This window comes from Sulfurimonas sp., from assembly GCF_041583195.1.
GTDB lineage: Bacteria > Campylobacterota > Campylobacteria > Campylobacterales > Sulfurimonadaceae > Sulfurimonas.
The window spans coordinates 100,200-124,242 of record NZ_JBFHGL010000007.1; the positions used below are offsets into that span (position 1 = coordinate 100,200).

26 protein-coding genes are annotated in these 24,043 nt (G+C 33.6%); 9 read left to right on the plus strand and 17 right to left on the minus strand.

Annotated elements, in window-relative coordinates; genetic code table 11:
• The first annotated feature begins 61 nt into the window (after positions 1-61).
• Entirely contained in the window at positions 62-2,401 is a 2,340-nt protein-coding gene (locus ABZA65_RS08010) for a tetratricopeptide repeat protein (protein ID WP_373072453.1), read from the plus strand.
• Here the strand turns inward: ABZA65_RS08010 and ABZA65_RS08015 are convergent.
• From ABZA65_RS08015 to ABZA65_RS08045, 7 genes are all read right to left on the minus strand, one after another.
• Positions 2,382-3,005, minus strand: coding sequence for a phosphatidylserine decarboxylase (locus ABZA65_RS08015; protein ID WP_373072455.1), 624 nt, complete (start codon positions 3,003-3,005; stop codon positions 2,382-2,384). The two genes, ABZA65_RS08010 and ABZA65_RS08015, sit on opposite strands and share 20 nt — an antisense overlap.
• Positions 2,995-4,968, minus strand: coding sequence for an ATP-dependent zinc metalloprotease FtsH (gene ftsH, locus ABZA65_RS08020; RefSeq protein ID WP_373072457.1), 1,974 nt, complete (start codon positions 4,966-4,968; stop codon positions 2,995-2,997). The genes ABZA65_RS08015 and ftsH overlap by 11 nt, the downstream gene beginning before the upstream one ends.
• A gap of 6 nt (positions 4,969-4,974) precedes the next feature.
• Positions 4,975-5,805 (minus strand): 50S ribosomal protein L11 methyltransferase, encoded by an 831-nt coding sequence (locus ABZA65_RS08025; RefSeq protein WP_373072459.1) that lies wholly within the window; start codon positions 5,803-5,805, stop codon positions 4,975-4,977.
• Positions 5,805-6,179, minus strand: a complete 375-nt coding sequence (locus tag ABZA65_RS08030; RefSeq protein WP_373072461.1) for a response regulator — start codon at positions 6,177-6,179, stop codon at positions 5,805-5,807. The genes ABZA65_RS08025 and ABZA65_RS08030 overlap by 1 nt, the downstream gene beginning before the upstream one ends.
• Positions 6,180-6,253: 74 nt before the next feature.
• Positions 6,254-6,964: a 1-(5-phosphoribosyl)-5-[(5-phosphoribosylamino)methylideneamino]imidazole-4-carboxamide isomerase gene (hisA, locus tag ABZA65_RS08035; RefSeq protein WP_373072463.1), complete on the minus strand. Its 711-nt coding sequence runs from the start codon at positions 6,962-6,964 to the stop codon at positions 6,254-6,256.
• Positions 6,965-6,975: 11 nt separating this feature from the next.
• Positions 6,976-7,596 (minus strand): imidazole glycerol phosphate synthase subunit HisH, encoded by a 621-nt coding sequence (gene hisH, locus ABZA65_RS08040; protein ID WP_373072465.1) that lies wholly within the window; start codon positions 7,594-7,596, stop codon positions 6,976-6,978.
• Positions 7,593-8,501, minus strand: a complete 909-nt coding sequence (locus ABZA65_RS08045) for a PDC sensor domain-containing protein (protein WP_373072467.1) — start codon at positions 8,499-8,501, stop codon at positions 7,593-7,595. Before ABZA65_RS08045 ends, hisH begins: the two co-directional genes overlap by 4 nt.
• Positions 8,502-8,626: 125 nt before the next feature.
• On the opposite strand from ABZA65_RS08045, the gene ABZA65_RS08050 reads away from it, so the two are divergent.
• Positions 8,627-9,517, plus strand: coding sequence for a lipid A biosynthesis lauroyl acyltransferase (locus ABZA65_RS08050; protein WP_373072469.1), 891 nt, complete (start codon positions 8,627-8,629; stop codon positions 9,515-9,517).
• 99 nt (positions 9,518-9,616) lie between these two features.
• Here the strand turns inward: ABZA65_RS08050 and ABZA65_RS08055 are convergent, their stop codons facing one another.
• The 3 genes from ABZA65_RS08055 to panB are packed head-to-tail and all read right to left on the minus strand — an operon-like array spanning position 9,617 to position 12,455.
• Complete coding sequence (locus ABZA65_RS08055) at positions 9,617-10,657, minus strand: AI-2E family transporter (RefSeq protein ID WP_373072471.1); 1,041 nt, start codon at positions 10,655-10,657, stop codon at positions 9,617-9,619.
• On the minus strand, positions 10,654-11,664 hold the full coding sequence (ruvB, locus tag ABZA65_RS08060) for a Holliday junction branch migration DNA helicase RuvB (RefSeq protein WP_373072473.1): 1,011 nt from the start codon (positions 11,662-11,664) through the stop codon (positions 10,654-10,656). The genes ABZA65_RS08055 and ruvB overlap by 4 nt, the downstream gene beginning before the upstream one ends.
• The gene (gene panB, locus ABZA65_RS08065; RefSeq protein WP_373072475.1) at positions 11,664-12,455 is read right to left on the minus strand and encodes a 3-methyl-2-oxobutanoate hydroxymethyltransferase; all 792 of its coding nucleotides are present in this window, start codon (positions 12,453-12,455) and stop codon (positions 11,664-11,666) included. The genes ruvB and panB overlap by 1 nt, the downstream gene beginning before the upstream one ends.
• Positions 12,456-12,509: 54 nt before the next feature.
• Here panB and ABZA65_RS08070 point away from each other — a divergent pair, with 54 nt between their 5' ends.
• Positions 12,510-12,914, plus strand: a complete 405-nt coding sequence (locus ABZA65_RS08070; protein ID WP_373072477.1) for an Hpt domain-containing protein — start codon at positions 12,510-12,512, stop codon at positions 12,912-12,914.
• Positions 12,911-13,651 (plus strand): tryptophan synthase subunit alpha, encoded by a 741-nt coding sequence (gene trpA, locus ABZA65_RS08075; RefSeq protein ID WP_373072479.1) that lies wholly within the window; start codon positions 12,911-12,913, stop codon positions 13,649-13,651. Before ABZA65_RS08070 ends, trpA begins: the two co-directional genes overlap by 4 nt.
• On the opposite strand, the gene ABZA65_RS08080 is transcribed toward trpA, so the two are convergent.
• The 4 genes from ABZA65_RS08080 to ABZA65_RS08095 all read right to left on the minus strand — a co-directional run bounded on the left by ABZA65_RS08080 (position 13,648) and on the right by ABZA65_RS08095 (position 17,413).
• Positions 13,648-14,490 carry an esterase-like activity of phytase family protein gene (locus tag ABZA65_RS08080; protein WP_373072481.1) on the minus strand — a complete coding sequence of 281 codons (843 nt, stop codon included), beginning with the start codon at positions 14,488-14,490 and terminating at the stop codon, positions 13,648-13,650. The genes trpA and ABZA65_RS08080 overlap by 4 nt on opposite strands.
• 6 nt (positions 14,491-14,496) lie before the next feature.
• Entirely contained in the window at positions 14,497-16,347 is a 1,851-nt protein-coding gene (locus ABZA65_RS08085) for a primosomal protein N' (RefSeq protein WP_373072483.1), read from the minus strand.
• Positions 16,348-16,361: 14 nt separating this feature from the next.
• On the minus strand, positions 16,362-16,787 hold the full coding sequence (locus ABZA65_RS08090) for a type II secretion system protein (RefSeq protein ID WP_373072485.1): 426 nt from the start codon (positions 16,785-16,787) through the stop codon (positions 16,362-16,364).
• A 140-nt stretch (positions 16,788-16,927) separates the two neighbouring features.
• Complete coding sequence (locus ABZA65_RS08095) at positions 16,928-17,413, minus strand: type II secretion system protein (RefSeq protein WP_373072487.1); 486 nt, start codon at positions 17,411-17,413, stop codon at positions 16,928-16,930.
• A gap of 206 nt (positions 17,414-17,619) precedes the next feature.
• Here ABZA65_RS08095 and flgB point away from each other — a divergent pair, with 206 nt between their 5' ends.
• Genes flgB through ABZA65_RS08115 form a run of 4 tightly spaced genes read left to right on the plus strand, consistent with a single transcriptional unit; the run spans position 17,620 to position 20,662 of the window.
• On the plus strand, positions 17,620-18,051 hold the full coding sequence (flgB, locus tag ABZA65_RS08100) for a flagellar basal body rod protein FlgB (RefSeq protein WP_373072489.1): 432 nt from the start codon (positions 17,620-17,622) through the stop codon (positions 18,049-18,051).
• Positions 18,052-18,071: 20 nt separating this feature from the next.
• Positions 18,072-18,566 (plus strand): flagellar basal body rod protein FlgC, encoded by a 495-nt coding sequence (gene flgC / locus ABZA65_RS08105; protein ID WP_373072491.1) that lies wholly within the window; start codon positions 18,072-18,074, stop codon positions 18,564-18,566.
• A 10-nt stretch (positions 18,567-18,576) separates the two neighbouring features.
• Entirely contained in the window at positions 18,577-18,891 is a 315-nt protein-coding gene (gene fliE, locus ABZA65_RS08110; protein WP_373072493.1) for a flagellar hook-basal body complex protein FliE, read from the plus strand.
• A 4-nt stretch (positions 18,892-18,895) separates the two neighbouring features.
• On the plus strand, positions 18,896-20,662 hold the full coding sequence (locus tag ABZA65_RS08115; protein ID WP_373072494.1) for a peptidoglycan D,D-transpeptidase FtsI family protein: 1,767 nt from the start codon (positions 18,896-18,898) through the stop codon (positions 20,660-20,662).
• Here ABZA65_RS08115 and panC read toward each other — a convergent pair.
• Positions 20,639-21,460 (minus strand): pantoate--beta-alanine ligase, encoded by an 822-nt coding sequence (gene panC / locus ABZA65_RS08120; protein ID WP_373072496.1) that lies wholly within the window; start codon positions 21,458-21,460, stop codon positions 20,639-20,641. The genes ABZA65_RS08115 and panC overlap by 24 nt on opposite strands.
• A gap of 55 nt (positions 21,461-21,515) precedes the next feature.
• Between panC and prfB the strand changes: the two genes are divergently transcribed.
• Entirely contained in the window at positions 21,516-22,613 is a 1,098-nt protein-coding gene (prfB, locus tag ABZA65_RS08125) for a peptide chain release factor 2 (protein ID WP_373072498.1), read from the plus strand.
• A 98-nt stretch (positions 22,614-22,711) separates the two neighbouring features.
• Here prfB and ABZA65_RS08130 read toward each other — a convergent pair whose 3' ends face one another.
• Positions 22,712-23,044 carry a hypothetical protein gene (locus ABZA65_RS08130; RefSeq protein ID WP_373072500.1) on the minus strand — a complete coding sequence of 111 codons (333 nt, stop codon included), beginning with the start codon at positions 23,042-23,044 and terminating at the stop codon, positions 22,712-22,714.
• Between the two features lie 32 nt (positions 23,045-23,076).
• Positions 23,077-24,018 (minus strand): HD-GYP domain-containing protein, encoded by a 942-nt coding sequence (locus ABZA65_RS08135; RefSeq protein ID WP_373072502.1) that lies wholly within the window; start codon positions 24,016-24,018, stop codon positions 23,077-23,079.
• Between the last annotated feature and the right edge of the window lie 25 nt (positions 24,019-24,043).

The following is a 24,043-nucleotide window of genomic DNA, read 5'->3' on the forward strand; positions in this document are numbered from 1 at the left end:
AGGCATACCTTATTTTGGCACTTTATTTGCTTACATCTCATTATAAAATATAAGGTATGTAATGGCTGAGGAACTAGAAGAGATAATTATCATTGAGGATGATGATGTAGCTAAGGAAGATGAACTTAGTACACCTGATGATTCAGATAAGAAAAAAAAGATAATTATCTTCTCTGCAATAAGTGCAGTTTTAATTGTAATAATCATACTCTCTTTGGTTGTAGCTTTATCATCTGAAAAAAAGGATATAACACAATACAATCTTGATTCTATAGAAACCAGACTGGATAAAGATAAACAAAAAAAACAATCCGCTGAAATTACAAAACTTGAAAATATGATTGCAAAAGCTGCATATTTATATGAAAACGGTTCACAAGCTAAAGCTCTTCATCTATACGAAAAAATTGCGCAGTACAGTGAGTCTATTTCACAATACAACCTTGGCGTAGCCCAACTAAAAAACAAACAATACGACACTGCACTGCAAACTTTTGCAAAAGCTATTGAAAATGGGGAAAAAAGATGTGTTAGTGCAATTAATGCCGCCGTATGTTCCCTACATTTAAAAGATGAAAAACGTTTCAATTACTACATTGATCTAGCATACGCATTTTTACCAAATGAAAGTTCTTCGCCTTTATACTCTTACTATTACTCTTTAGTACAGTATTACAAACAAAACTATTTAGAAGCTCTAAGTGCATTAAATAATCCGACAACAAAAGAATACCCGAATATTCAAAAACACCTATCTGCGAAAATAAATGCACTGTATGACAATAATTATGTTGCAATTGAAAAATTAGAAAACAAATACAATAAAAAAGATTCTCTATCACTTGGTTTGTTATATGCAAGAATCGGTGATCTACCACTTGCTCAAAAATATCTGCAAGAAGCTATGAGTAACAATATAGAGCCTGTTAAATCTGCAGTTGCACTTAGCTATATATATTTAAAAACAGGGAAAATAACATCTGCTGGAAAAATGATTCAAAACACTACAGATATGTTTCCAGCAGAAGTTTATAAACCATACCCTCTAAAAGTTAAACTAAAAGATGAACTATTTGATCCGCAAAAGGCTCAAATAAGTTATATTGATGATCTAAAAAATAGCCTTCTTGTTAAATATAGCAAAATATTTTATTTCTCTCCATATAAAATATTTAATGCCAATGCTACGATCGACTATATTAGAAAAGGGAATACAAACATATACATTGACAATGTTGATAGTGCTAAAAAATACCTTCAAAAAAGTAAATCGACATCTAGCGTAAACAAAGGTATAATCCAGGCAATAAAATTAGCATTATCGTTTGATATAAGAGATGCTAACAGCAAGCTAAAACAGCTAGTAAAACTTCAACCTAAACACTCAATACTTCATTATAATTTAGCTCTTACATATGCTCAAATGGGTGATATCAAAAATGCGTATGAGCACTTTAAAAAATCTTTCCATTTAGATGCTAAAAACTATGCATCCGGTATATATGCGTCTATGTGTGCGCAATTACTTGATATAGATGATAAAAAACTTGTAAATGTTTTAAAGGAATCTATGATTTTAGAAAACGATTCTGAAGATATGCAATTTTACAGAACTCTTATGTTTATTTCTGAAAACAACTCTATAAGCGCTGCTGAATGGTTGTATAATAATTACAAACAAAGACCTATTTATATAGCATTACAGGCTATTATAGCATCAGATGTCGGTAATGAAAGACTGTTGAAACAAGCTGTAACAAACTTGGTTGCACTATTTCCAAATGATATACTTCCACATATTATGTATACAGATGCTTACTATAGTGATTTAAAAACTAAAAAATATTCTTTTGAGGTACAAAACTATTACAGAGAGCAAAAATTTGATTATAAAGATCTCTTTTACGGTCCTTTTATAACAAGACATCTTTATGCTCAGCAAGCATTAATTACAGGAAATTTATACTTTGTAAGAAAACTGCTAAGAGATGAGTTAGAAACTACACAGAAATATACACATGAGCTTACAAGTGCTTTAGCTCTTACATCTTTATATGATAAAGCATACGAAGAGTCTTATGTACTTTACAACAATCTTATAGATGGATTAAAAGTAACAGATTCATATACTCTGTATCTAGGTGCAGTAGCTTCTACAGCAGCAGATCACAGTGCCAATGCAATAGCACTACTAGAGCTTTCTAAAATGAAAAATAAAACGTTTAAAGAGAGCCGTTATGCACTTGGTTTATTATACCTGCAGACCCAAAATAATGAGGGAGCATCGATTCAGTTAAAGACGATTGGTGATTCTGGATTTAAATCCAAATACTTTACATTTGATATAGATGCAGACAAACTCTACACACAAAAAGTTTTAGCTAAGAAAGATAAGCAATAATAGACTCACATCCTTTAAGCTCATCTCCAATATTAACATTAACTTTTGAGCCTTTTGGCAGAATAATTTTTGTTATACCTTTTGGCATAACACCATATCTAAAACCTTGAATAAGTTTTTGAGACTCACTTAAATCATGTGAGATATTTGCAAAGTTTAATGTGCTTAGATGTGAAATACTAATAACTCTTTTTTGTTCATCTTCAAAATCTATAGTAAGCTTTTCATTTAGTATCTCTGACTTTGAAGAGTTTTTTCCCAAAGATGAACCTCTAATAGCTTTAATGTTTTTTACAACACAAGAGATAGGTACTCTAAGAACAGAAACATCGTGGTAAGAGCTCTCTATAGTTAAAATTGTAGAGTTTTTATCCTCTTGCAGATCTGAAACATTTCCATCTACGGGGCTAACAACTCCACCCTTTTCCAAGGCCATTATCTGACGCTCAGGATTTCTGTAGATATATATAAAAAACATAATACCTACAAATGCGAAAAACTGTAAAAACTCTAAATCTAAAAAACCTAATACTAAAAAAAGTACAACTGCGTATGCTATATAGTTCCAACCCTCTTTAGATATAGGGAATAGATTATTTTTCATCATCTTTATTCTCTTTTTCGCTCATTGTAGCATCTTGTTCAAGTTCATCTTTTATCTCATTGATATGTTCCTGAACTTTAGATTCGATGCCGTTTTCTTTTTCAAAATTTAATATGATCTCTCTAACTTCTTCACCTGTAATATTCTCTTTTTTGTAAAGAAGTTTAACCATATCTTCTATTGCGCCTTTATACTCTTCAAGTCTAGCTACAACAGCACTGTAATGTTCATCTAACGAAGCTTTGATAAACTCGTCCGCTTCTTGAGCCAGTTTATCACTGTATTCACGAGCTGCACCACCTTGAGGTCCTAAGAAAGACTGGCGTGATTTTTCCATTACCATTAGCCCTGCAACATCTGTCATACCGTATGTTTGAACCATAGACTTGATTATATCTGTTGCACGTTCTAAGTCATTCCCAGCACCTGTTGAGATCTCACCGATGAAAACCTGCTCAGCCGCACGACCACCAAGAAGTACATCTACTTCAGCCCATAGTTCATGGCGTTGCATCATAAACTTGTCTTCTTCAGGTTTATTTAGTGTATATCCTAAAGCTGCAAGTCCACGTGGTACAATAGATACTTTAGACACTTGTTTAGCACCTTTTGTAGTCTCTGCTAAAAGAGCATGACCACTCTCATGATAAGCTACTATTTTTTTCTCTTTTGGATTGATACGGCGAGATTTTTTCGCTAAACCAGCAAGCGCACGCTCAACTGATTCAAACAGATCTTGCTGCTTAACTGTTTTTTGGTTTTTACGACCCGCTAAAAGAGCAGCTTCATTTACAACATTTGCCAGATCAGCTCCAGCTAGTCCTGCCGTAAGACGAGCTACCTCTTCAAGTTCTACGTCGTCATCCATCTTCACACCTTTTGTGTGAACTTTAAGTATTTTAATACGACCTTCAAAATCAGGCTTATCCACTAATACTTGTCTATCAAAACGACCAGGTCTCATAAGAGCTTGGTCCAGTGTTTCAGGTCTATTTGTAGCAGCTAAAATAATTACAGGAGTATCAGTTCCAAAACCATCCATCTCAGATAATAGCTGATTTAGAGTTTGTTCACGTTCATCGTTACCACCCATCATACCACCAGCTGCACGGCTTTTACCGATTGCATCGATCTCATCTATAAATATAATACTTGGGCTGTCTTTTTTAGCTTGCTCAAATAGATCTCTTACACGCGCAGCACCTACACCGACAAACATCTCTATAAAGCTAGAACCTGTAACTGAGAAAAACGGTACATCAGCTTCGCCTGCAACAGCTTTAGCTAAAAGCGTCTTACCAGTACCAGGTGATCCAACTAATAATACACCTTTTGGAATCTTTGCACCAATCTCTACATAACGTCCAGGATGCTTTAAAAAGTCAACTATCTCTTGAACTTCCTCTTTAGCTTCTTCTACGCCTGCTACGTCGTCAAATTTAGTTTTAGGTTTTTCAGAATTAACCATATTCTTACTTCCACCCATACCAAGTATACCGTTACCCATATTTTTCTGCATACGACCTGCAAAAAACATCCATAAAGCCATAATAATTAAAAATGGGAATAACCATCCAAACATCTCTGTAAACCAGTTAGTTTCACTAAAACCGCTGTATTCGATCCCTTGTTTATCTAACTCTTTTACTAGTTCAGTGTCATTTTTTACAATTCTAGTTGTATACACAGTACCATCTGATGATTTAGCACGGATAAACGTCTGACCAATCTCTACTTTGTTTAAAGCTTTTTGCGCAACTAAAGATTTTAATTCCGAATAAGATACTTGCTGTGTTCTTTTTGTTCCAGTTTGCCCATCCATAGTAGAATTTTCACCTACTAATGCTTTAAACAGCAGGATAACTACAACTGAAAATATTGCAAATGTTATTAATGGATTTTGATTAAAAAAATTATTTGGATTATTATTTTGGTTGTTTTGCTTGTTTGGCTTTTTCTGCATCTTTGTTTAGTTTTCCTTCTTTAATACTAATGTTACCCATTCCTCTTGGGCTATTCTTTGTTCTATTTTCATATCTTTGTAAAACTTTAAAACTTTATCTTCATACTTATCTAAAATACCTGATAAAATCATTACACCTGAATCTTTTAAGGCAGATTTTAAATCTTTAGCTATAAAAGTCAAAACATCTGCTACGATGTTTGCAACTACTACATCATATTTATCATCTGCTAATGAACACGAACCTTCCCATACTTTATTAAATTCTACATTATTTAATTCTGCATTTTGAAGTGTATTTTCAACTGAAACCGGATCCGTATCACACGCATCTACTTTTGCACCAAGTTTTAAAGCTCCAACACCTAAAATACCGCTTCCGCTTCCAACATCAATAACTCTGTCACCATCTTTTACATATTCAGAAATAGCACGAAGTGATGAAGCAGTAGTTGGATGATGCCCTGTTCCAAAAGCAAGTGCTGGATCAATCTCAATATTTATAAGCTTATCACTCGGTTCATCCCATGTAGGATGGATATAAAACTTCTCTATTTCTATTGGTTGAATACTTTGCTGGTATTCTTTTATCCAATCACTCGCTTTAAGTTTTTTTTGATTACATTCACATTCAATGTTTGAAGACAGTGCTTTAGAGAGTGCCTGTGCGAATTGCTCAACACCCCAAGCTATAGTTTGAAGATCATCCTCACTTCTTACAATAAAACCGTTTTCAGTCTCTTCAAATCCGACAGGTATAGTGTCGGCTAAGAAATCTGCAAAAAGCTCATGATGAGAAGATACAGAGATTGTGAGCTCATAATAGCTCTCTTGCATTACTCGGTTACGCCCATCACAGCAGCAAGCTTCTCTTTTAAAACTTGTGGTGTAAATGGTTTTACTATGTAGTTGTTAACACCTGCTTTAAGTGCAGTTATAACTTCTGCTTTACCACCCTCTGTTGTAACCATGATGATCGGAAGATCTGTAAAACGATCATCTGCACGAACTTTTTTAACAAGTTCAAGACCATTCATTTCAGGCATATTCCAGTCTGTAATCAGCATCTCTACATCAGGATTAGCATTTATCGCATCCCAACCTTCAACACCATCAGCACCTTCTAGTACATCTTTATAGTTAAGTCTAGCTAAAGTGTTTTTAATAATACGACGCATTGTAGAACTGTCATCAACAACAAGTATTTTCAACTAAAATCCTTTTTTATATATATATTTTGCAAAATTTATTACTGTATAATAACAAAATTTTTATTTTTTTTCTATTAATCAAGTAGTTTGAACATTTTCTCCAAGTCCAATGTACCCTCATAATAAGCCTTTCCAATGATAACACCATCGACCTTTTTGGTCTCTATTAAAGCTTTAATATCATCTTCATCTTTAACACCGCCGCTTGCGATAGTACTTACACCACTAGCATCGGCAATATCAACGGTAAACTTAACATTTACACCACTTAAAGTACCATCTTTACCCACATCTGTACATATAATAGCTTCTACACCTGCATTTGCAAACTCTTTTGCCAAGTCAGTTGCCTTCATCTCACTAACTTCACCCCAGCCCTCAACAGCCACAAATCCGTCAATTGCATCAATACCTACAGCTATAGGATATTTTGCAGCCATATCTTTTACAAACTGTGGATCTTTAACTGCTATTGAGCCTAGTATTATTCTATCTATCCCTATTTCAAGCATCTTTTGAATTGTAGCTTCATCTCTAATTCCACCGCCTAACTCAAGCTTTACATTACAGTTTTGACGAATTTTAATAATCTGCTCCAGATTTTTAGGCTCACCTGCAAATGCACCGTTTAGATCAACTAAATGTACCCACTCAGCACCCATATCTTCAAATTTTTTTACTAACTCATATGGCTCGTTTGAGTATATTTTAGCACTATCCATAAGCCCTTTTGTAAGGCGAACTGCTTTTCCATCTTTTAAATCTATTGCCGGGTAAAGTGTCATATATGTTTTTCCTATAAATTAATAAAGTTTTCTAAAATTTTCAAACCATTCTCATGGCTTTTTTCAGGGTGTGGCTGAATACCTAAAATATTGTCTTTTGCAACACTTGATGTAAACTCGTATCCATATTCAGTACGTCCTATAATATCTTTTTCATCATCACATACAGCATGAAATGAGTGAACAAAATAAAGATAATGCATCTCATCTAAACCTTTAAAAAGAGGATGCTCTTTTGTAAACATTCTATTCCATCCCATATGTGGAACCTTCAGAGACTCACTAAATTTTGATGTATCAAAAGCTTCCACATGACCCTTGATCAGGCCAAGTCCTTCATTACTACCAAATTCCTGAGAAGATTCAAATAAAAGCTGCATTCCCAAGCAGATACCAAACATATAGTTTCCACTCTCAGCATACTCTTTTATAGCATCTACCATATTACGCTCCCCAAGATGTTCCATAGCATCGCCAAATGCACCAACACCAGGTAGTATTAACTTGTCATACTCTTTAAACTTTTCAGGATCGCTCTCAACAATAGTATGTTGTCCCAACTTTTCAAATGCGTTTTTTACACTTGCCAAGTTTCCCATGTTATAGTCAACTATAGCTATATTTTGTTTCATATATGAGTCTCTTTTTCTTTTGTAAATTTAATATAAAATGCCAAACCAAACAGTAATATTCCAACACCGCCTACAATATACATTGAGTATAAAAGCTGACTTGGATCTGTTATGGCAAATTTAAATACAAGCATCAACGCTTCTATCGATAAAGCTATGATAATGGAACCTATAAACTTAACCATAGTTTTATGTGTACCTGATGTACTGGTATCTTTTATTCTACCTAATACTTCTTCTTCAAAAATGGTCTTGGCCAGATCAAATATTGCCAATGCCAAAGTTAAAAGAATAGTAGCTTCAAAAACATCCTTTATTTTAAAATGAAAAGGAGTAATCTCATTTATAAAGAAACTTGTCAAACCTTTAAAAAATAAAAGCATTGATATTGCTACAAGAGCAAAAGCAAAAGTTGCATATGAGTATTTAAACAACTTTGCAAAGAAAATATCATTAGAATTTAGATGAGATATTTTTAATACCTCATCTAAAGACATATCTAAACAAGCTACATATTTTATATCACCAGCTTCATCATAAATTGGTTGAGATGCAGTAACAGCCAATTCACCTGTAATAAGTGATGGATATGGATCGGTTATAGTACAACGTCCTTCACGAACTGCACGATAATAATATGCACGATCTGCCCTTATTCTACCTATATCTTCATCATCAGATTTTTTATTTGTGTATGTAGGTGTAACTTGAACACCTTTGTAATCAAGTAGATATGCTCCATCACAACTGCCCAAATCATCTTTGATCTTTAAAAGACGAGGTACGATCATGTCAATACTAAGTGACGGCAAGCGATTTGGTATATTTTTAGAAAAAAGGTAACAAAAATATGCTCTAGCTTTTGTTCTATTTATTGAGAAATTTTGAATATCAGATGCAACCATAATGCTTTTATCCTGTATCTTAAATATATTTGGAAGTATAGCAAAATGGTTATTAAATCTTGCTAGTTGTAAATTTAACGCAAATTTTTAATGTTATAATTCCAATAAAAACAGGTTAATTACAAATGGCTTATAAACTATTTTTACTATTTGAAAAGTTCTTAATGATTTTTCCAAGAAGTTTTAGAAGATTTTTATTTACATCATTAGGGACTCTTGCATATTATGTTTCAGCAAAGTATAGAAAAGTATCTTTTAATAACTTAGATTTTATATTTGGAGACAAACTAAGCCAAAAAGAAAAAGTCGAGATTACAAAATACAGCTTTAAAAACCTTTTACTTAACTTCCACCATATTATGGAGTTAAGACATATGTCTAAAGATGATCTGAAAAAAATCATAACTATAGAAAATATTGAAGCTGTAGAGAAAGTTCATAAAGAAGGTCGTGCAGTAATCTACGTTACCACACACTATTCTTCTTGGGAGCTAGGTGGGGCTAGTATAGGAGCATTTATAGAACCTATTGTAGCTGTTTATAGAAAAATGAAAAACCCGACTATGCAAGACTGGTTGTTAGAGGGACGTGCTAAATTTGGAAATATAAATCTTGAAAAGTCAAAAGTTATAAAGCCGCTAATCCGATACATAAAAGAGAAAAAAGGGAGTGGTATATTAATAGATACTAATTTAAACAAAAGAGAGGGTGTTGAAGTTGATTTTATGGGTAAAAAAATCTCTCAAACACCTACACCTGCTTACTTAGCCAGAAAATTTGATGCAGCCATAATACCTGTAACTATCAGAACAGATGATGAAGAAAACTATACACTTATGTTGTTTGATGAGATAAAAGTTGAAAAAACTGATGATGAATCTCACGATATACAAAAAGCCACACAAGCACAAGCTGATTGGCTAGGTTCTTTAATAGAGAAAGAACCTAAATTCTGGTTTTGGGTACACAGACGTTTTAAAACAGATTATCCGGAGATCTATGCACCTAAGCCATAAGCGTATGGAGCATTTTGTGAAAATGCTCACGGGAGCTTATACTAAGGCTAGGTGTACACCTTTAGGTGTTTTGTCCTTGCTTTTATAAACTTAATTAGACTAAGCGGCACAATCTGCAGTACGTGCTTCAAATATCTTTAAAATTGTTAGGAAAAATGCAGTAATCGCAGGTCCAAGTATCATCCCCCAAAAACCGAACGTAGCAAGCCCTGCTATGATCGCAAAAAATATAACAAGCTCATTTAGTTTTGCATCATCCTCCTCTAGAAGCCTATTGTTTATCTCTTTTATAATAATAGGTTTAATAAACGTATCTGCAATGATCGATATCATTATAATTGAATATAGTGCTATAAAAAATGCATTAAAAACATTTCCAAGATAGAATTCATACATCATAAACGGAAGCCACATCAATGCTCCACCTACTATTGGAATTAACGATGCAAATCCATACATGATTCCAAATAAAATACCATCATATCCAAAGAACGAAATAGCTACACCAAACAAAATACCTTGAAACATAGCATTAACAATTATTGAGTAAAAAACAACACTCATAACACTTGAGAGCTCTTTTGCCAATGTATCTGCTTCTTCTACAGAAACCTGAACTACCCTTTTTAAAAACTCTACAATTGTAGCTCCGTTGTATTGAGCAAAGAAATAAAAAACTATAACCAAAAATGCATTTTTTATAAAACCGGCTGAAAGTGCTGTAATATTTCCAGCTAATGATATAGCATCTGAAGCAATTGCTTTTACGTCTATATCGTTTAGTTTTCCCTCAATGTATGGCTTTAAAAATTCTAAATAAGCTGGTGGGTTTTCTATAAAGCCTCTTATAAAAACTTCCATTCCTTTAATTGTCATCTGATCAAGCGTATTTAACTTTATAGTGATCGTTGCTAAAAAATAACCAAGCGGTACGAAAAATAAAACTGCTAAAAGCGCACTGGAAATAAATGCAGCTGTAAATTTTGAACCTGTTTTATTCTCAAAAAAATCTTGAATATTTGATGTTGATATAGCTAAAAGTGCAGCTATTGTCATACTAAGTAAAAAAGGTGCATATAAAAAATACATCCAATAAAGTGCTGTTGCAAATAAAATAGCTACAAAATACTGTGGTTTCAAAATAAAGTCCCCTCTTCATTTACCCAATCCATATTTAAAACATCATAGGTAGCACGAGTAGCCTTTCGACCCTTAGCTGTGCGTTCTAAATAACCGTTTGCTAAAAGATACGGTTCAAGTACATCTTCAACCGTACCCTCATCCTCACTTAAACTTGCCGCAATTGTGCTAAGTCCCATAGGTTTACCTCTTGCATCTGTTAGGAGTTTTAAAAGTTTTAAGTCCATCTCATCAAACCCATGAGAATTTATTCCTAGCTCATCCAAAGCAAACTTTGTTCTATGATGTTCAATATTCATCTCATCAGCTACATCTGCAAAGTCTCTTACACGACGTAATAATCTTAAGGCTATACGTGGAGTACCGCGACTTCTTTTTGCAATCTCAAGCGCAGCTTCGTGCACTATCTCACGATCAAGTTTTTTTGAAGCTTGAGAGATAATCTGAGCTAACTCTTCATGGCTATAAAACTGTAACCTAAAGTTCATGCCAAATCTATCACGCAGTGGATTTGAAAGCATCCCTGCTCTTGTTGTAGCACCAATTAGAGTAAATCTTGGAAGGTCAATTTTAACTGTTTGTGCAGCAGGACCGCTACCTATGATAATATCTATACGAAAGTCTTCCATAGATGAGTAAAGGATCTCTTCAACAGCAGGTGAAAGGCGGTGAATCTCATCTATAAAAAGTATGTCACCCTCTTCCAAGTTTGTAAGTATTGCAGCCAAATCTCCGCTTTTTTCAATCATCGGAGCTGCAGTTACTTTAATGTTTGAGTCCATCTCATTTGCAATAATCAATGCCAAAGTCGTTTTTCCAAGTCCAGGAGGGCCGTAAAAAAGCACATGATCAAGCGCCTCTTGGCGTTTTTTACTAGCCTCTATAAACACACCGAGATTTTTTTTCATCTGCTCCTGACCTATGTATTCATTCCAGGCATCGGGACGAAGACTTAGCTCACTGGACTCTTCTGAATCAAACTTCTCAATCTCTACCAATCTATCCATTAGTAAGTGTGTTCCTCTTTTGGAAATTCTCTTTTAACAACTTCATCTGCATAGTTTGCAACTGCATCTTTAACAAGTAATGCACCATCAAGATACTTTTTGACAAACTTTGGAGTAAACTCTTCAAAAAGTCCAAGCATATCTGAAAATACTAACACCTGCCCGTCTACATCTACACCTGCTCCGATACCAATAACTGGAACCTCAACACTTTTTGCAACCTCTGCAGCCACATCAGCCTTTACACCCTCTATAACCATACAAAATGCACCAGCCTCTTCTATGGCTTTTGCATCAGCAATTAAAGAGCGTTTTTCATCTTCGGTTTTACCTTTAACTTTATATCCGCCTTCGCTTCTAAAAGCTTGTGGAAGCAAACCAATATGACCACATACTGCTATGCCATTACTAGTTAAATGTTTAACAATATCTGCTTTGTCCAAACCACCCTCAATCTTTACACAGTCAGCAGGAGTCTCTTGAAAAACTTTTATAGCATTTCTTAAAGCGTCATCTTTATTAACATAAGTTCCAAAGGGCATATCACATACAACAAAACTATTTTTAGCACCGGCACAAACTGCATTTGTATGATAGATCATCTGCTCTAGGCTTGCACTTAGTGTGTCATTTTTACCTGCAAAACTCATATTAAGTGAGTCTCCGACAAGTATCATATCAGCACTATTTTCAAACAGCTTTGCAAACAAAGCGTCATATGCAGTGATCATCACCAATGGTTTATCGGCTTTTGCTTTTTTAATTGATGTTATTGTCATTTTTTTCTTCATAATCGTATTTTAACTAAAAACTGATACAATTGCATTAATTAGGAGAAATATTTTATGGGAATAAAGAGTGACTTAGATTCTAACTTTGATTTCGAAGTAGTTGACGAGTTTTATGACCACTACACTATGATGGTAGAAAGTATGGAAGTGATGATTATAGACCTTTCAAAACCTGACACGTATCAACGTAGTGTCAATGAATTATTCCGTATATTCCATAATATCAAATCTGCATCAGGATTTCTAAAAATAGAACCAATGAGAAGGTTATCTACTTTTGTTGAAGAGGTTTTGGATGAACTCAGACAAAAAAATAAACCCTTAAGTGAAAAAACTATCAATTGGCTTTTAGAAGTCTGTGATATCTTTGCTGCATGGAAAGATGATTTAAAAAATGACAATGAACTTACACGTGTAAAATATTCTCTACTTAAAATACCTGATTTGGATGAAGATTGAAAAATTTAGTAGCATATATAACTTCAGGATACCCTGAAAAATCTTTTAGCATAGACTTAGGCCTTGCCTTAGGTGAAAACGGAGTTGATACACTAGAGCTTGGTGTACCGTTTTCAGACCCTGTAGCTGATGGTCCTTTAATAGAAAAGGCTAATCATAAAGCACTTGAACTTGGTTTTAAATTTAAACATTTAAAAGAGATATCTTGTGAGATAGCACCAAAAGTTGATACGTTGTGGATGGGTTATTTTAACTCGTTTTACCAACAAAACCTTTCAAAACTTTTACCAGAAGCCAGAGAGATTGGAATAAACGGCTTGATAATTCCAGACCTTCCTCATGAAGAAGCTCTAAAGTATAAAGATCTTTTTGCACAAAATAACCTCTCAAACATATCTTTTGTTGCTCCAACAGACTCTGAAGAGAGGATCGCAGAAGTTGTTAAAGATGCACAAAAGTTTATCTATATGGTAGCGTATGCAGGTATTACCGGAAGTGGAAAAGCTGAAGATCTTCAGCCGTTTTTAGAGTCTATTAAAAAATACACTCAAACACCTGTATATGTAGGTTTTGGAGTAAATGCCAAAACTGCAAAAGACAAAGTTAAAGGTGCTGATGGTGTTATAGTCGGTAGTGCATTTATAGATATCCTTTTAAAAGAAGATCTTAACTACTCTCAAAAAATTAAAGAATGTTCTGAACTGGCAAAAGTCATAAAAGGTGAGATCAACTCTTAATTAATTTCAAAAAGCACGAAAAGTGTTTTTTGAAACTCACTTGCATTATCATCGCTTACCATTAAAAAAAGATTTTTGTCTATCTTTGCCAAACCCTCAAAATTATCTACATTTTTATCTTTATAACTGTCTAACACTTTCAAAACTTCAGATTCACATATACCTGAATCACACTTATTCAAACTCGCCAAACTAATTGTTATAATCTGTCTTCTAGTTAGATTGTTAAAGTCTCTCTCCAGTACCAGAAGTTTGTTTTTAGTTGTAAACTCCAGAGCTGTGATATAACCGTTTTTTTTGATTTTATAAATCTTATCCTTAGCATACAATATATGTAGCCCATCACCTTTAAAAGGTGCTTCAGGTGCTGTTATAAAACCATACTTTTTATTAAAGCCTAGTGCTTCAAAACCTTTGTTTTTACCAATAAAATTATCTTTATTATCTAGTTTTTTATTTAGCTTAATTTTTTTTATTTTTATGCCGTCTAAAGTATATGACTCTATACGATGTTTTCTCTCAAAAGAGATGTATAGCTTCTGATCTTTATAAATCAAACCTTCTGAATCTCTTTTTTTCTTTTTTAAAGGTTGTTGTTTTTTATCTCTTAATTTATAAGTTTTTATATGCTTTAAATTTTTTATTTTATTATTTTCTATTTCAAATTTAAAATGATGAAGTTCACCGTAGTCACTTAAAGCATACAGTATCTTTCCATCATATGCAAGAGCTGAGAGTTCTCTTATATCTTTATTTTTATATTCATATATATCAAGTATTCTAATTTTAGATGCATGTAAACTATTTATTAGTAGAAAAAATAAAATAACTAATTTCATATTATCCTAACCAAATTCTATAGGATCCATATCAACTTCACATAGGTCGTTTTTACTTGCATGTATAGCTTTAATAAGATCTGTACTCTTATCTGCTCGGAGAAGTATCTCAAAACGATATTTGTTTGCTATCTTTTCTATCGCGCATTTTCCAGAGCCTACTACTTCCACATTTTTATGCAGCTTTATACTGTCAAGTACTTCTTCCATAGCTTCTCTGGTCTTAGCACCGTTTTTATGGCTAAACAGCAAACGTGCCAGCTTTTTATACGGTGGATAGAGTCCCTCTCTATAGATTTTTTCTTCATCCAAAAAGCTCTCATATGAATCCAAATATACTTTAAAAAATTCCTCGTTAAAGCTCTGAACCAAAACTTTTGCCTTATCTTTCCTACCACTTCTTCCCGCTATTTGAAGCAGTGATGAAAGGGCACGCTCACGCGAACGGTAATCTGGCATATTTAAAATATTGTCAAGTCCCAAAACAATAGCTAAAGTTACACCGTGATAATCATGCCCTTTACTTAGCATCTGAGTTCCAACCAATATATCGCTCTCATGATCGTTAAATCTTTTTAGTGCTTTTTTTAACTTTGTGTTACTCGTTATAACGTCACGATCAAACTGCTCAATGTATGCATCTTTAAACTCTTCACTTAAATTCTTTACAGCTTCAGCAGTTCCCAAACGGCTACTTACAAGCATGTCTGAACCACATTCAGAACATATTTGAGGGATCGCCTGAGTATAATTACAGTAGTGACATTTAAGTGCATTAGATTTGTTATGAACACTTAAGCCAACTGAACAAAAAACACATTTATGTGTGTGCCCGCAATCAGCACAGATAAGATTTTTAAAATTAGCACGCGTTGGTATAAAAACAATAGCTTGTTTTTTTTCATTTAGTGTTTGCTTTAATTCTCTTAATACCACTGGACTTAACGATTCAGCTGACCTTTCATAAAAGAACTCTCGTTTTGAGCTAAAATGACCGCCTTTTAACCTTACATGTGGAAATTTTACATATGTAGTTAAACTTGGAGTCGCACTGCCAAGCACTACAGGTATATCATAAAGTTTACCCATATAAATAGCCAAATCCCTGGCATTGTAACGTGGCCTTGATGATGATTTATAACTATCGTCGTGCTCTTCATCTACAACTATTAAACCCAAATCTTTTACAGGTAAAAAAAGAGCTGAACGCGGACCGGCTATAATTTTAGCTTCGCCGTTTCTTATTTTCTCTAAGGCTATTTTTTTTGCTTTTGGAGTAAGTTTAGAGTGGTACATTACAACTTCATCACCAAAATGTTTTTGCAGTCTTTGATCCATTTGTGGAGTTAATGATATCTCAGGCATTAAAAATATACAGCGTTTATTTTGAGATAAAATATCTTCAAAATACTTCATATATATCTCTGTTTTCCCACTTCCGGTATCACCAAAGAGTAAAGATATTTTCTGTTTTTTTAAAAAGTCTAGTGCGTCTGATTGTATTTTAGAAAGTACTATATCCGATTCATGCGCTTTTTCTTTTTGGTGCAAAGTTTTAATTTCAGAGTTATTTTCATATGGAATCATTAAACCTAGTGCATCACCCAAGGAACATATATAGTAAGATGAAATAAAACGGGCTAATTCAAGCTGTTTATCTGAAAAAACCTCATCAAAAACTTCTAAAATATCCAAAGTCTCAAATTCTGGTTTTTCACAAACTTCTAAAATAACACCGTTAACATCTCTGTTGTTAAATTTTATAGATATTTTTGAGTATAGTGAAATTGTTTTGTCAGATTGATAAGTGTAACTCCCCAAAGGAGAGTTTAATATGCAGACTTTATAGTAGTTCAATTCTTTATTAAATTCTAATCTGTTAATTCATCACAGTAGTCATTACCAGCAGTACATGTAAATATACCTGTAGCGGGGGTATATGTAAATGTTGTTGTTACTCCACCTGCAGTGTATGTATAAGTTAAAGCAGCTGTATGTTGCCATGCACCCTCTTTTATACCATAAGTAAGTAGAGTTCTTGTCCCATCACCTCTAAAAAGTATTGTATCAGTTGTATTTTCTGTAAGCTTAGGAATAAATGAAACTACACCCCTTATAACCTGAGACTGTCGTTCAGTAAGTATCGATGATCGGATTGAAGATACATCTGCTTTCCCTTTTGCTATCTCTGCATCTGTTCTTGTAGCAGACAATCTTGGAACTGCAACTGCTGCTAAAATTCCTAAAAGCACAATAACAAATAAAACCTCCATGAGAGTAAAAGCTTCTCTTTTCATAATAAAATACCTTTTTAGTTTATATTAATATAAGTAAGATGATTATAGCACAATTTTATAATGATTAAAATTTATTTGAAGAAGTTAAATAATGAAGATAATTGTACAGTCCAAAGAGTATGGACTATACAAATTTAGTTTTACTGAATACCAGTTCCACCAAAATTATGTTGTTTTTCTAGAGATAAGATTCTAGTACGTACACCGTCACATACAGCACTTGTACCAGCAGCTGATAATGTAACATTTAAAGAAGGATATAATGTTCCAGCAACAGAAGCATTACCATCAGCTACAGGTGCAAATGTAACACAGTTATTTGTACCATCTGTTAAATAAAGAGATGAACTTAACGTAACTGTAGACAGATCAGCTAATGTTGAAGAACCTGTTGTTTGTAAAGGTGTATTAGTAACATCTTCCCATGCAGTAGTACCAATTAAATTAGCTCTTGCAGTCCACGACGAACCATAGTCACTTACAACTGTAGCAGCATTTGTAGCAATTTTAGCAATCTCTGCATCAGAACGAGTAGCAGAAAGTTTTGGAACTGCAACAGCTGCAAGAATACCTAAGATAACGATAACGAAGATCAATTCGATCATTGTAAAACCAGCTCTTTTCATAAAGAACTCCTTGAATTTAAAAAATTTGATTACACTAGTAACCGTAAAAAGTATTATGCTCCTATTAATCTTTACAAAAGCTTAAACTATACATACAGTAATCTAAAATAACATTTTATATTTAATAGTTAAAATTAATTTAAAAATAAAATATTGGTACTATATTTGCTTATAAACATACAAAAGTATAACTTAAGGATATAAAGATGGCAATCTCAATCTCACGTACAGCGATTTTGGCAAAAGAAGCACTAAACTATCGTGCTGCTCGTGAGAAGATGATAGCTTCTAACATTGCAAATGCAGACACGCCTTATTATCGTCCTCGCGATATCCGTTTTGGAGAATATTTAGCGCAAAAAAAAGCGGAGATCATGAATGACGATAGAGGTCAGTTACAAATGGCTCAAACTTCAGACAAGCATATAGAAGCGCCAAAGCCAAAGAACACTGAAAAACCGATAACATTTTTCCGTGATGGTCACATGGCTAGGAATGATGGTAACAGTGTTGATTTGGATGTTGAAACAACAGAGATGAGTAAAAACTCGATAATGTTTAATGCATTAATAAATGCGATAAAAAAAGATGGTGCAATATTTAAAAGCGTTATAGATGCATCTAGTAAAATAAGTTAATATTTAAGAGGGAAAAAACTATGAGTAATTTTTTAAACAGTTTTGACATAAGCGGTTACGGTTTAAGTGCGCAAAGAGTTCGTGTAAATACAATATCAAGCAATATAGCAAATGCGCAAACTACTCGTACAGATGAGGGTGGACCTTATAGACGCAAAGAGGTAGTTTTCAAAGCTGTTAACTTTAACGATCACTACAACAAAGCTATCGGAGAGGATACAAACAGTGCAAAATACCAAGATCCTCTGAATGAAGGTGAATTTGGAAAAAAGGTAAATCCTGCTATAATGAGTGTAGTAGTTGATAAGATCTCACGTGATGATCGTGAACCTAAAATGAAATTTGAGCCAGAACACCCTGATGCGGATGCAAATGGATATGTAGCTTATCCAAATATTAATCCTGTTGTGGAAATGGCCGATTTAGTAGAAGCTACAAGAAGTTATCAAGCAAATGTATCTGCTTTTCAATCAGCAAAAGATATGGCAACTGCTTCGATATCTCTTTTACAATAAGGGGTAAGTAATGAGTAATATTACAAATGGTGTTGATGGACTATTTAGCTCATCTACTGCCGATCTATTAAAACAGAAACAAAAACTTGATGGCGCAAACAGTGGTGAAGCATTTGCCGAACACTTAAAAGGTGCTATCAATGAGATGAACGATCTTCAGGTTAAAAAAGAAGAGGCTGTTGCTGATTTGGCAACGGGTGAAGTAAAAGACTTACATCAAGCGGCTCTTGCTATCGGTAAAGCGGAAACAAATATGAAACTAATGCTTGAAATTAGAAATAAAGCTTTAAGTGCATATAAAGAGCTCGGACGTACACAGCTATAATAACTTGAATACACAAAGTAAAAATAAGAGTAAAAAGATCTTTTTACTCTTCACTCTATTATCTATAGGTTTTTTAATATTTTTAGGTGTAATGCTATCAAATGTAGTAGCACCCAGAAACCTACCCTCTCTCTATACAAAAAATACATCTTATGCAATGCGTGGAAATATTTTAAGTGCTGATGGTTTTACTCTAGCATATACTACAAAACTCTATAAAGCGGTTGTAAATACAAAGTTTATAGATCCTCAGAAAAAAGATCTTTTTATAGAACTGTTTAGTATCTATTCAGGTATTAGTCCTAAAGAGATAAGAGAGAAACTCTCAAAAAGAAACGGTGTAGTTGTTTTAAGCTATAACATAGAGGAAAAAAATGCACAATATCTTAAAAAACTGGCATATGAACTTAGACGCTACGATGTTTTCATTGTAAGGCTAAATCCTAGAACAGGTATAAAAACTATTCAAGGTTTAAATATTATTGAGAGTGGTGAAAGCCGAGAATATCCATATAAAAAACTTTTAACACCTGTAATAGGTTACACACATAAAATAGAAGATGACGGATATACAAAGATAAAAGGTGTGAAAGGTCTTGAAAAACGTTTTGAGGCTGAGCTAGAAGCTAGACAAGATGAATTGAGTCAAGGTAAGCGCGATGTTAACGGTTATATAATATTAAATAAAGAGAGCTTTACAAAACAACAGCTTAACGGACTTAATCTAAAACTAAACATACCTGCATCTCTGCAAATAAGAATGGAAAAAATGCTTGATTCCATGAAAGAAGAGCTCGATGCAAAGCAGGTTATGCTAGCTATAATGGACACAAAAAGTGCAAAAGTATTAAGCATGGCATCTTCAAACAGATATCTTCCAAAAGATATAAGAAAAGAGGACTATCCATCTCTTAATTCTGCTATGCTTGAGTACAGTTTTGAACCGGGTAGTGTTATTAAAACAATTACTTTTGCTCTTCTTTTAGATAAAAAGCTTATAAATCCATATGATCTTGTAAACGGTCATAACGGTCGTTTTAAAATAGGTCGTAAAGTTATTACTGATGAACATGAGTTTGATTGGTTAAGTGCTGAGAATGTTATAGTTCACTCATCAAACATCGGTATAGCTCAACTTGCTCAGAAAATGAGTGGTTTAGAGTTTCATGAAGGTCTAAAAGAGTTTGGATTTGCCAGTAAATCCATTCCGGATATGATTTATGAAAGAAAAGGTTCAATTCCACATCCTACAAGACTTAACAATGAAATATACAAAGCTACCTGTTCCTACGGATATGGAATGAGAGCAAATCTTATGCAACTTATTCGTGCATATAGCGTATTTAACAATGGTGGTAAAAGTGTGACTCCTCAAATCGTTGATTCATTAATTAATGAACTTGGCGAAGAGACAAAAATACCAAAGCTTGAACAGATGCAAATAGTAAATCCTGAAACTGCACACCGTATGAAACAAATACTTATTAAAACAGTAAATAAAGGTACAGGTGTAAAGGCTATAACACCAGGTTTAGAAGTTGGAGGAAAAACCGGAACAGCCCACAAAGTTGAAGATGGAAGATATGTAAACAAATACAATACTGCTTTTTTAGGCTTTGTTAACGATAAAACAAAAAAATATACAATGGGTGTAGTCGTAATAGAGCCTAAAAAAAGTCAGTTTGCAGCTCAAACTGCAGTTCCTGTATTTAAAAAAGCAATAGATATTATGATAGAAAACGGCTATCTAAAGCCAGATATTATCGAGTAATCTGGTCTCGCCTACTTTAACTTCAACCAAAATTATAGTATTACCGATCTCAACATTTTCTACTTTATTAAACTCACGGTCCAAGATCTCCACATAAAATACTTCTAACGGGCTTAGATAATCCAACATTTTTTCTTGTATCTCTTTAGTGTCCAAAACTTTCTTTGCTATCAAATTAGATGCAAGGTTTAAAGATCCCGGAATTTTCAGGGCTTCTTTCCTTTGCTCTTTAGATAAGTAAACATTTCTACTGCTAAGTGCTAAACCATCAGAATCTCTTTTTGTATCTATTGGAACAATTTCTACGTTCATAAAAAGTTGTTTAACCATTAAAGTGATAAGGTTTAATTGCTGAGCATCTTTTTTACCAAAGTATGCACGCGTAGGTTTTACTATATTTAAAAGTTTATTTACAACTGTTAATACGCCGTTAAAATGTGTAGGTCTTGTATGCCCTTCTAGTACATACCCACGTACATTTGGTGCTAAAAGTGATACTTCATCATCTCCATATATATCTTCAGCATTTGGAAAAAATAGAACATCGACGCCTGAGAGTTCACAAATCTTTTTATCAGCTTCATCTTTACGTGGGTATTTATCAAGGTCTTCATCTTTTGAAAACTGTGTTGGATTCACAAAAATTGAAACTACTACAAATTCATTATTTTTTCTTGCTTCTTTTATAAGTGAAATATGCCCTTCATGTAGAGCACCCATAGTTGGAACAAAACCGATAGTTTTATCTAAAGTTTTAACATAATTATTTAATTCATGTGGGTTTGAAATTATCTTCATTTTCTTACCTAATGTGTTATAATTCCGCAATTATACTATTTTTTACGGACTATTTATGGACAACTATGAATATACAGAACTATTAAAAACTTTATCTATAAAAATGGACAATATTACAGGCGTAGTTGAACCAAATAAACTTCAAAACAGACTAAAAGAGATTGAAGAGATTGAGAATGATCCTGAGTTTTGGAACGATGCAAAAAATGCCGCTAAAATTCAAAAAGAAAAAACTCAGTGTGAGCGTAAACTAGAAAAGTACAATATAGCAAATGAAGCTATTGAAGATGCAAAAGACCTATATGAGATGGCTAAAGAAGAAAATGATGAAGACTCAATAGAGTCACTTTTTGAAGATGCACCGAACTTAGAAGAGCAGATTAAAAAAATGGAGCTTGAAGTACTACTAAGTGGTGAAAGCGATGCAAATAATGCTATTCTTTCTATTCACCCTGGTGCAGGAGGGACTGAAAGTCAGGACTGGGCATCGATGCTTCTTCGTATGTATAAAAGATGGGCTGAAAGACGTGGTTTTAAAGTCGAAACACTTGATTACCAGGTAGGTGAAGAAGCAGGTATAAAAGACGTATCTATAATCATTAAGGGCGAAAACGCTTACGGGTATTTAAAAGTTGAAAACGGTATTCATCGTTTAGTTAGAATAAGTCCGTTTGATTCAAATGCAAAACGCCATACATCTTTCTCATCTGTAATGGTGTCACCAGAGATTGATGACAATATCGAAATAGATATTGAAGACAAAGATATCCGTATAGATACATACCGTGCATCTGGTGCAGGTGGACAACATGTAAATAAAACAGAATCTGCTATTCGTATAACGCATATTGAAACAGGTGTAGTTGTTCAGTGTCAAAATGACAGATCTCAGCATAAAAACAAAGCGACTGCAATGAAGATGTTAAAATCACGTCTATATGAGCTTGAACTTGAAGCACAAAAAGCTGAACAAGACGGTGTTGCAAAAAGTGAGATTGGATGGGGACATCAGATCCGTTCATACGTAATGCAACCGTATCAACAAGTAAAAGATACAAGAAGCAATGAGGCTTATTCAAATGTAAGCGGTATTTTAGACGGTGATATAGATGCCATTATTGAGGGTGTGCTTATAGCTAGCAATAAGGCATAGCCCTAAGCGTATGGAACTTTTTTCAAAGAAAAATGTTCACGGAAGCTTAGAATAGAGGCTAGGTTTCTTCTAGCCTTAGCTAGAAGTATAAAAATGAATTAATCATCATTCTTGTTAGATATAAAGCTATATCCAAGGAATATGACTCCTGCTATCATCATAATTATTAATGTGTATCTTAACTGGTCTTCTCTGGTGTTTTTGAATCTTTCTGCAATTTCACTGGCATCAGGTTCTCTTTTAGCAGTGCCTCCACCACCCATTTGTGAAGCTATTCTGGCTTCCATTCTTGCTACATTGGCTGCAGCGATTTCATTTTCAGTATAACCTTTTTTCGGTGCCGTCCAAAAAAATGCAGCTATTGAAATAACTAGTAACAATGATCCTAAAGTTCTAAATATTGCTATCTGATGTTTTAAAAAAAATTCCAATCTTAACTCCAAAAAAATAAATACTATATTATCTATTTAAACATTAAGATCATTTGATTTAACAATTTCAAATCTATATGTTTACTCATTTCTGTTTTCATAAGTTTTAAAGCTTCAAAAGATGTCATCGCTTTTTTATAACTTCTCTCACTAGTTAGTGCATCAAAGATATCACACATACCAACAATTTTTGCATATATAGGTATCTCTTCATTATAAAGCCCATTAGGATAGCCTGAACCGTCCATCTTTTCATGGTGATACTTTATACCTTCTAATACTTTTTTATTTTTAATACCAAGCTTTAAACCTAAACTAACTCCAAAAGATGGATGTTTTTTCATTGTATCAAACTCATCTTTTGTAAGCGAACCATTTTTATTGATAATTTTACTATCAATTTTGCTTTTTCCAAGATCGTGTAAAAGTGCTGCTTCACCTAACTCTGCAAGTTCACTGGCTTTAAAACCTAAAAAGTTTCCTAAGCTTAAAGCATATATTGATACGTTTATAGAATGTGTGTGCGTATAGTAATCATGTGTAGCAATCTGCATAAGAGATTTAATTGCAAAATCTTCATCTAATACACTATCCACAAGTTCGTTTACTACTTTTTTAGACTCTTTGTAGTTACTTAATTTTTCTGGATTATTAAAGAGTTCATTTAATGCATTAGAAGCATTTTTATACATTGTATCTATTTTTTGTGTAAATGTAATCGGGTTACCTACAGATGGTTTCTTTCCAAAATGTGCTTCATAAAACTGTTCATAACTCGAGTGTTCACTTCTATCTACATATAAATTTTTTACTTTATTTATAAAAAGCAAATCATTGTTTTCTAATAAAACTCCCTTTTGCTTAACTTGCTTAATCTGTGTGTTCTCACGTATGGAGCAATATATTGCAAAATCATAAGCACAGCCTTCAGCTATTATGCTTTTATCAATTGATATATATTTGCCCTCTTGCATTGAAACTCCGCTTTTATTAATGGAT

Coding starts and splice junctions, on each gene's coding strand:
- ABZA65_RS08010 (WP_373072453.1), top strand. CDS start 62: ATGGCTGAGGAACTAGAAGAGATAATTATCATTGAGGATGATGATGTA.
- ABZA65_RS08015 (WP_373072455.1), bottom strand. CDS start 3,005: ATGAAAAATAATCTATTCCCTATATCTAAAGAGGGTTGGAACTATATA.
- ftsH (WP_373072457.1), bottom strand. CDS start 4,968: ATGCAGAAAAAGCCAAACAAGCAAAACAACCAAAATAATAATCCAAAT.
- ABZA65_RS08025 (WP_373072459.1), bottom strand. CDS start 5,805: ATGCAAGAGAGCTATTATGAGCTCACAATCTCTGTATCTTCTCATCAT.
- hisA (WP_373072463.1), bottom strand. CDS start 6,964: ATGACACTTTACCCGGCAATAGATTTAAAAGATGGAAAAGCAGTTCGC.
- hisH (WP_373072465.1), bottom strand. CDS start 7,596: ATGAAACAAAATATAGCTATAGTTGACTATAACATGGGAAACTTGGCA.
- ABZA65_RS08045 (WP_373072467.1), bottom strand. CDS start 8,501: ATGGTTGCATCTGATATTCAAAATTTCTCAATAAATAGAACAAAAGCT.
- ABZA65_RS08050 (WP_373072469.1), top strand. CDS start 8,627: ATGGCTTATAAACTATTTTTACTATTTGAAAAGTTCTTAATGATTTTT.
- ruvB (WP_373072473.1), bottom strand. CDS start 11,664: ATGGATAGATTGGTAGAGATTGAGAAGTTTGATTCAGAAGAGTCCAGT.
- panB (WP_373072475.1), bottom strand. CDS start 12,455: ATGAAGAAAAAAATGACAATAACATCAATTAAAAAAGCAAAAGCCGAT.
- ABZA65_RS08070 (WP_373072477.1), top strand. CDS start 12,510: ATGGGAATAAAGAGTGACTTAGATTCTAACTTTGATTTCGAAGTAGTT.
- ABZA65_RS08080 (WP_373072481.1), bottom strand. CDS start 14,490: ATGAAATTAGTTATTTTATTTTTTCTACTAATAAATAGTTTACATGCA.
- ABZA65_RS08090 (WP_373072485.1), bottom strand. CDS start 16,787: ATGAAAAGAGAAGCTTTTACTCTCATGGAGGTTTTATTTGTTATTGTG.
- ABZA65_RS08095 (WP_373072487.1), bottom strand. CDS start 17,413: ATGAAAAGAGCTGGTTTTACAATGATCGAATTGATCTTCGTTATCGTT.
- flgB (WP_373072489.1), top strand. CDS start 17,620: ATGGCAATCTCAATCTCACGTACAGCGATTTTGGCAAAAGAAGCACTA.
- flgC (WP_373072491.1), top strand. CDS start 18,072: ATGAGTAATTTTTTAAACAGTTTTGACATAAGCGGTTACGGTTTAAGT.
- fliE (WP_373072493.1), top strand. CDS start 18,577: ATGAGTAATATTACAAATGGTGTTGATGGACTATTTAGCTCATCTACT.
- panC (WP_373072496.1), bottom strand. CDS start 21,460: ATGAAGATAATTTCAAACCCACATGAATTAAATAATTATGTTAAAACT.
- prfB (WP_373072498.1), top strand. CDS start 21,516: ATGGACAACTATGAATATACAGAACTATTAAAAACTTTATCTATAAAA.
- ABZA65_RS08135 (WP_373072502.1), bottom strand. CDS start 24,018: ATGCAAGAGGGCAAATATATATCAATTGATAAAAGCATAATAGCTGAA.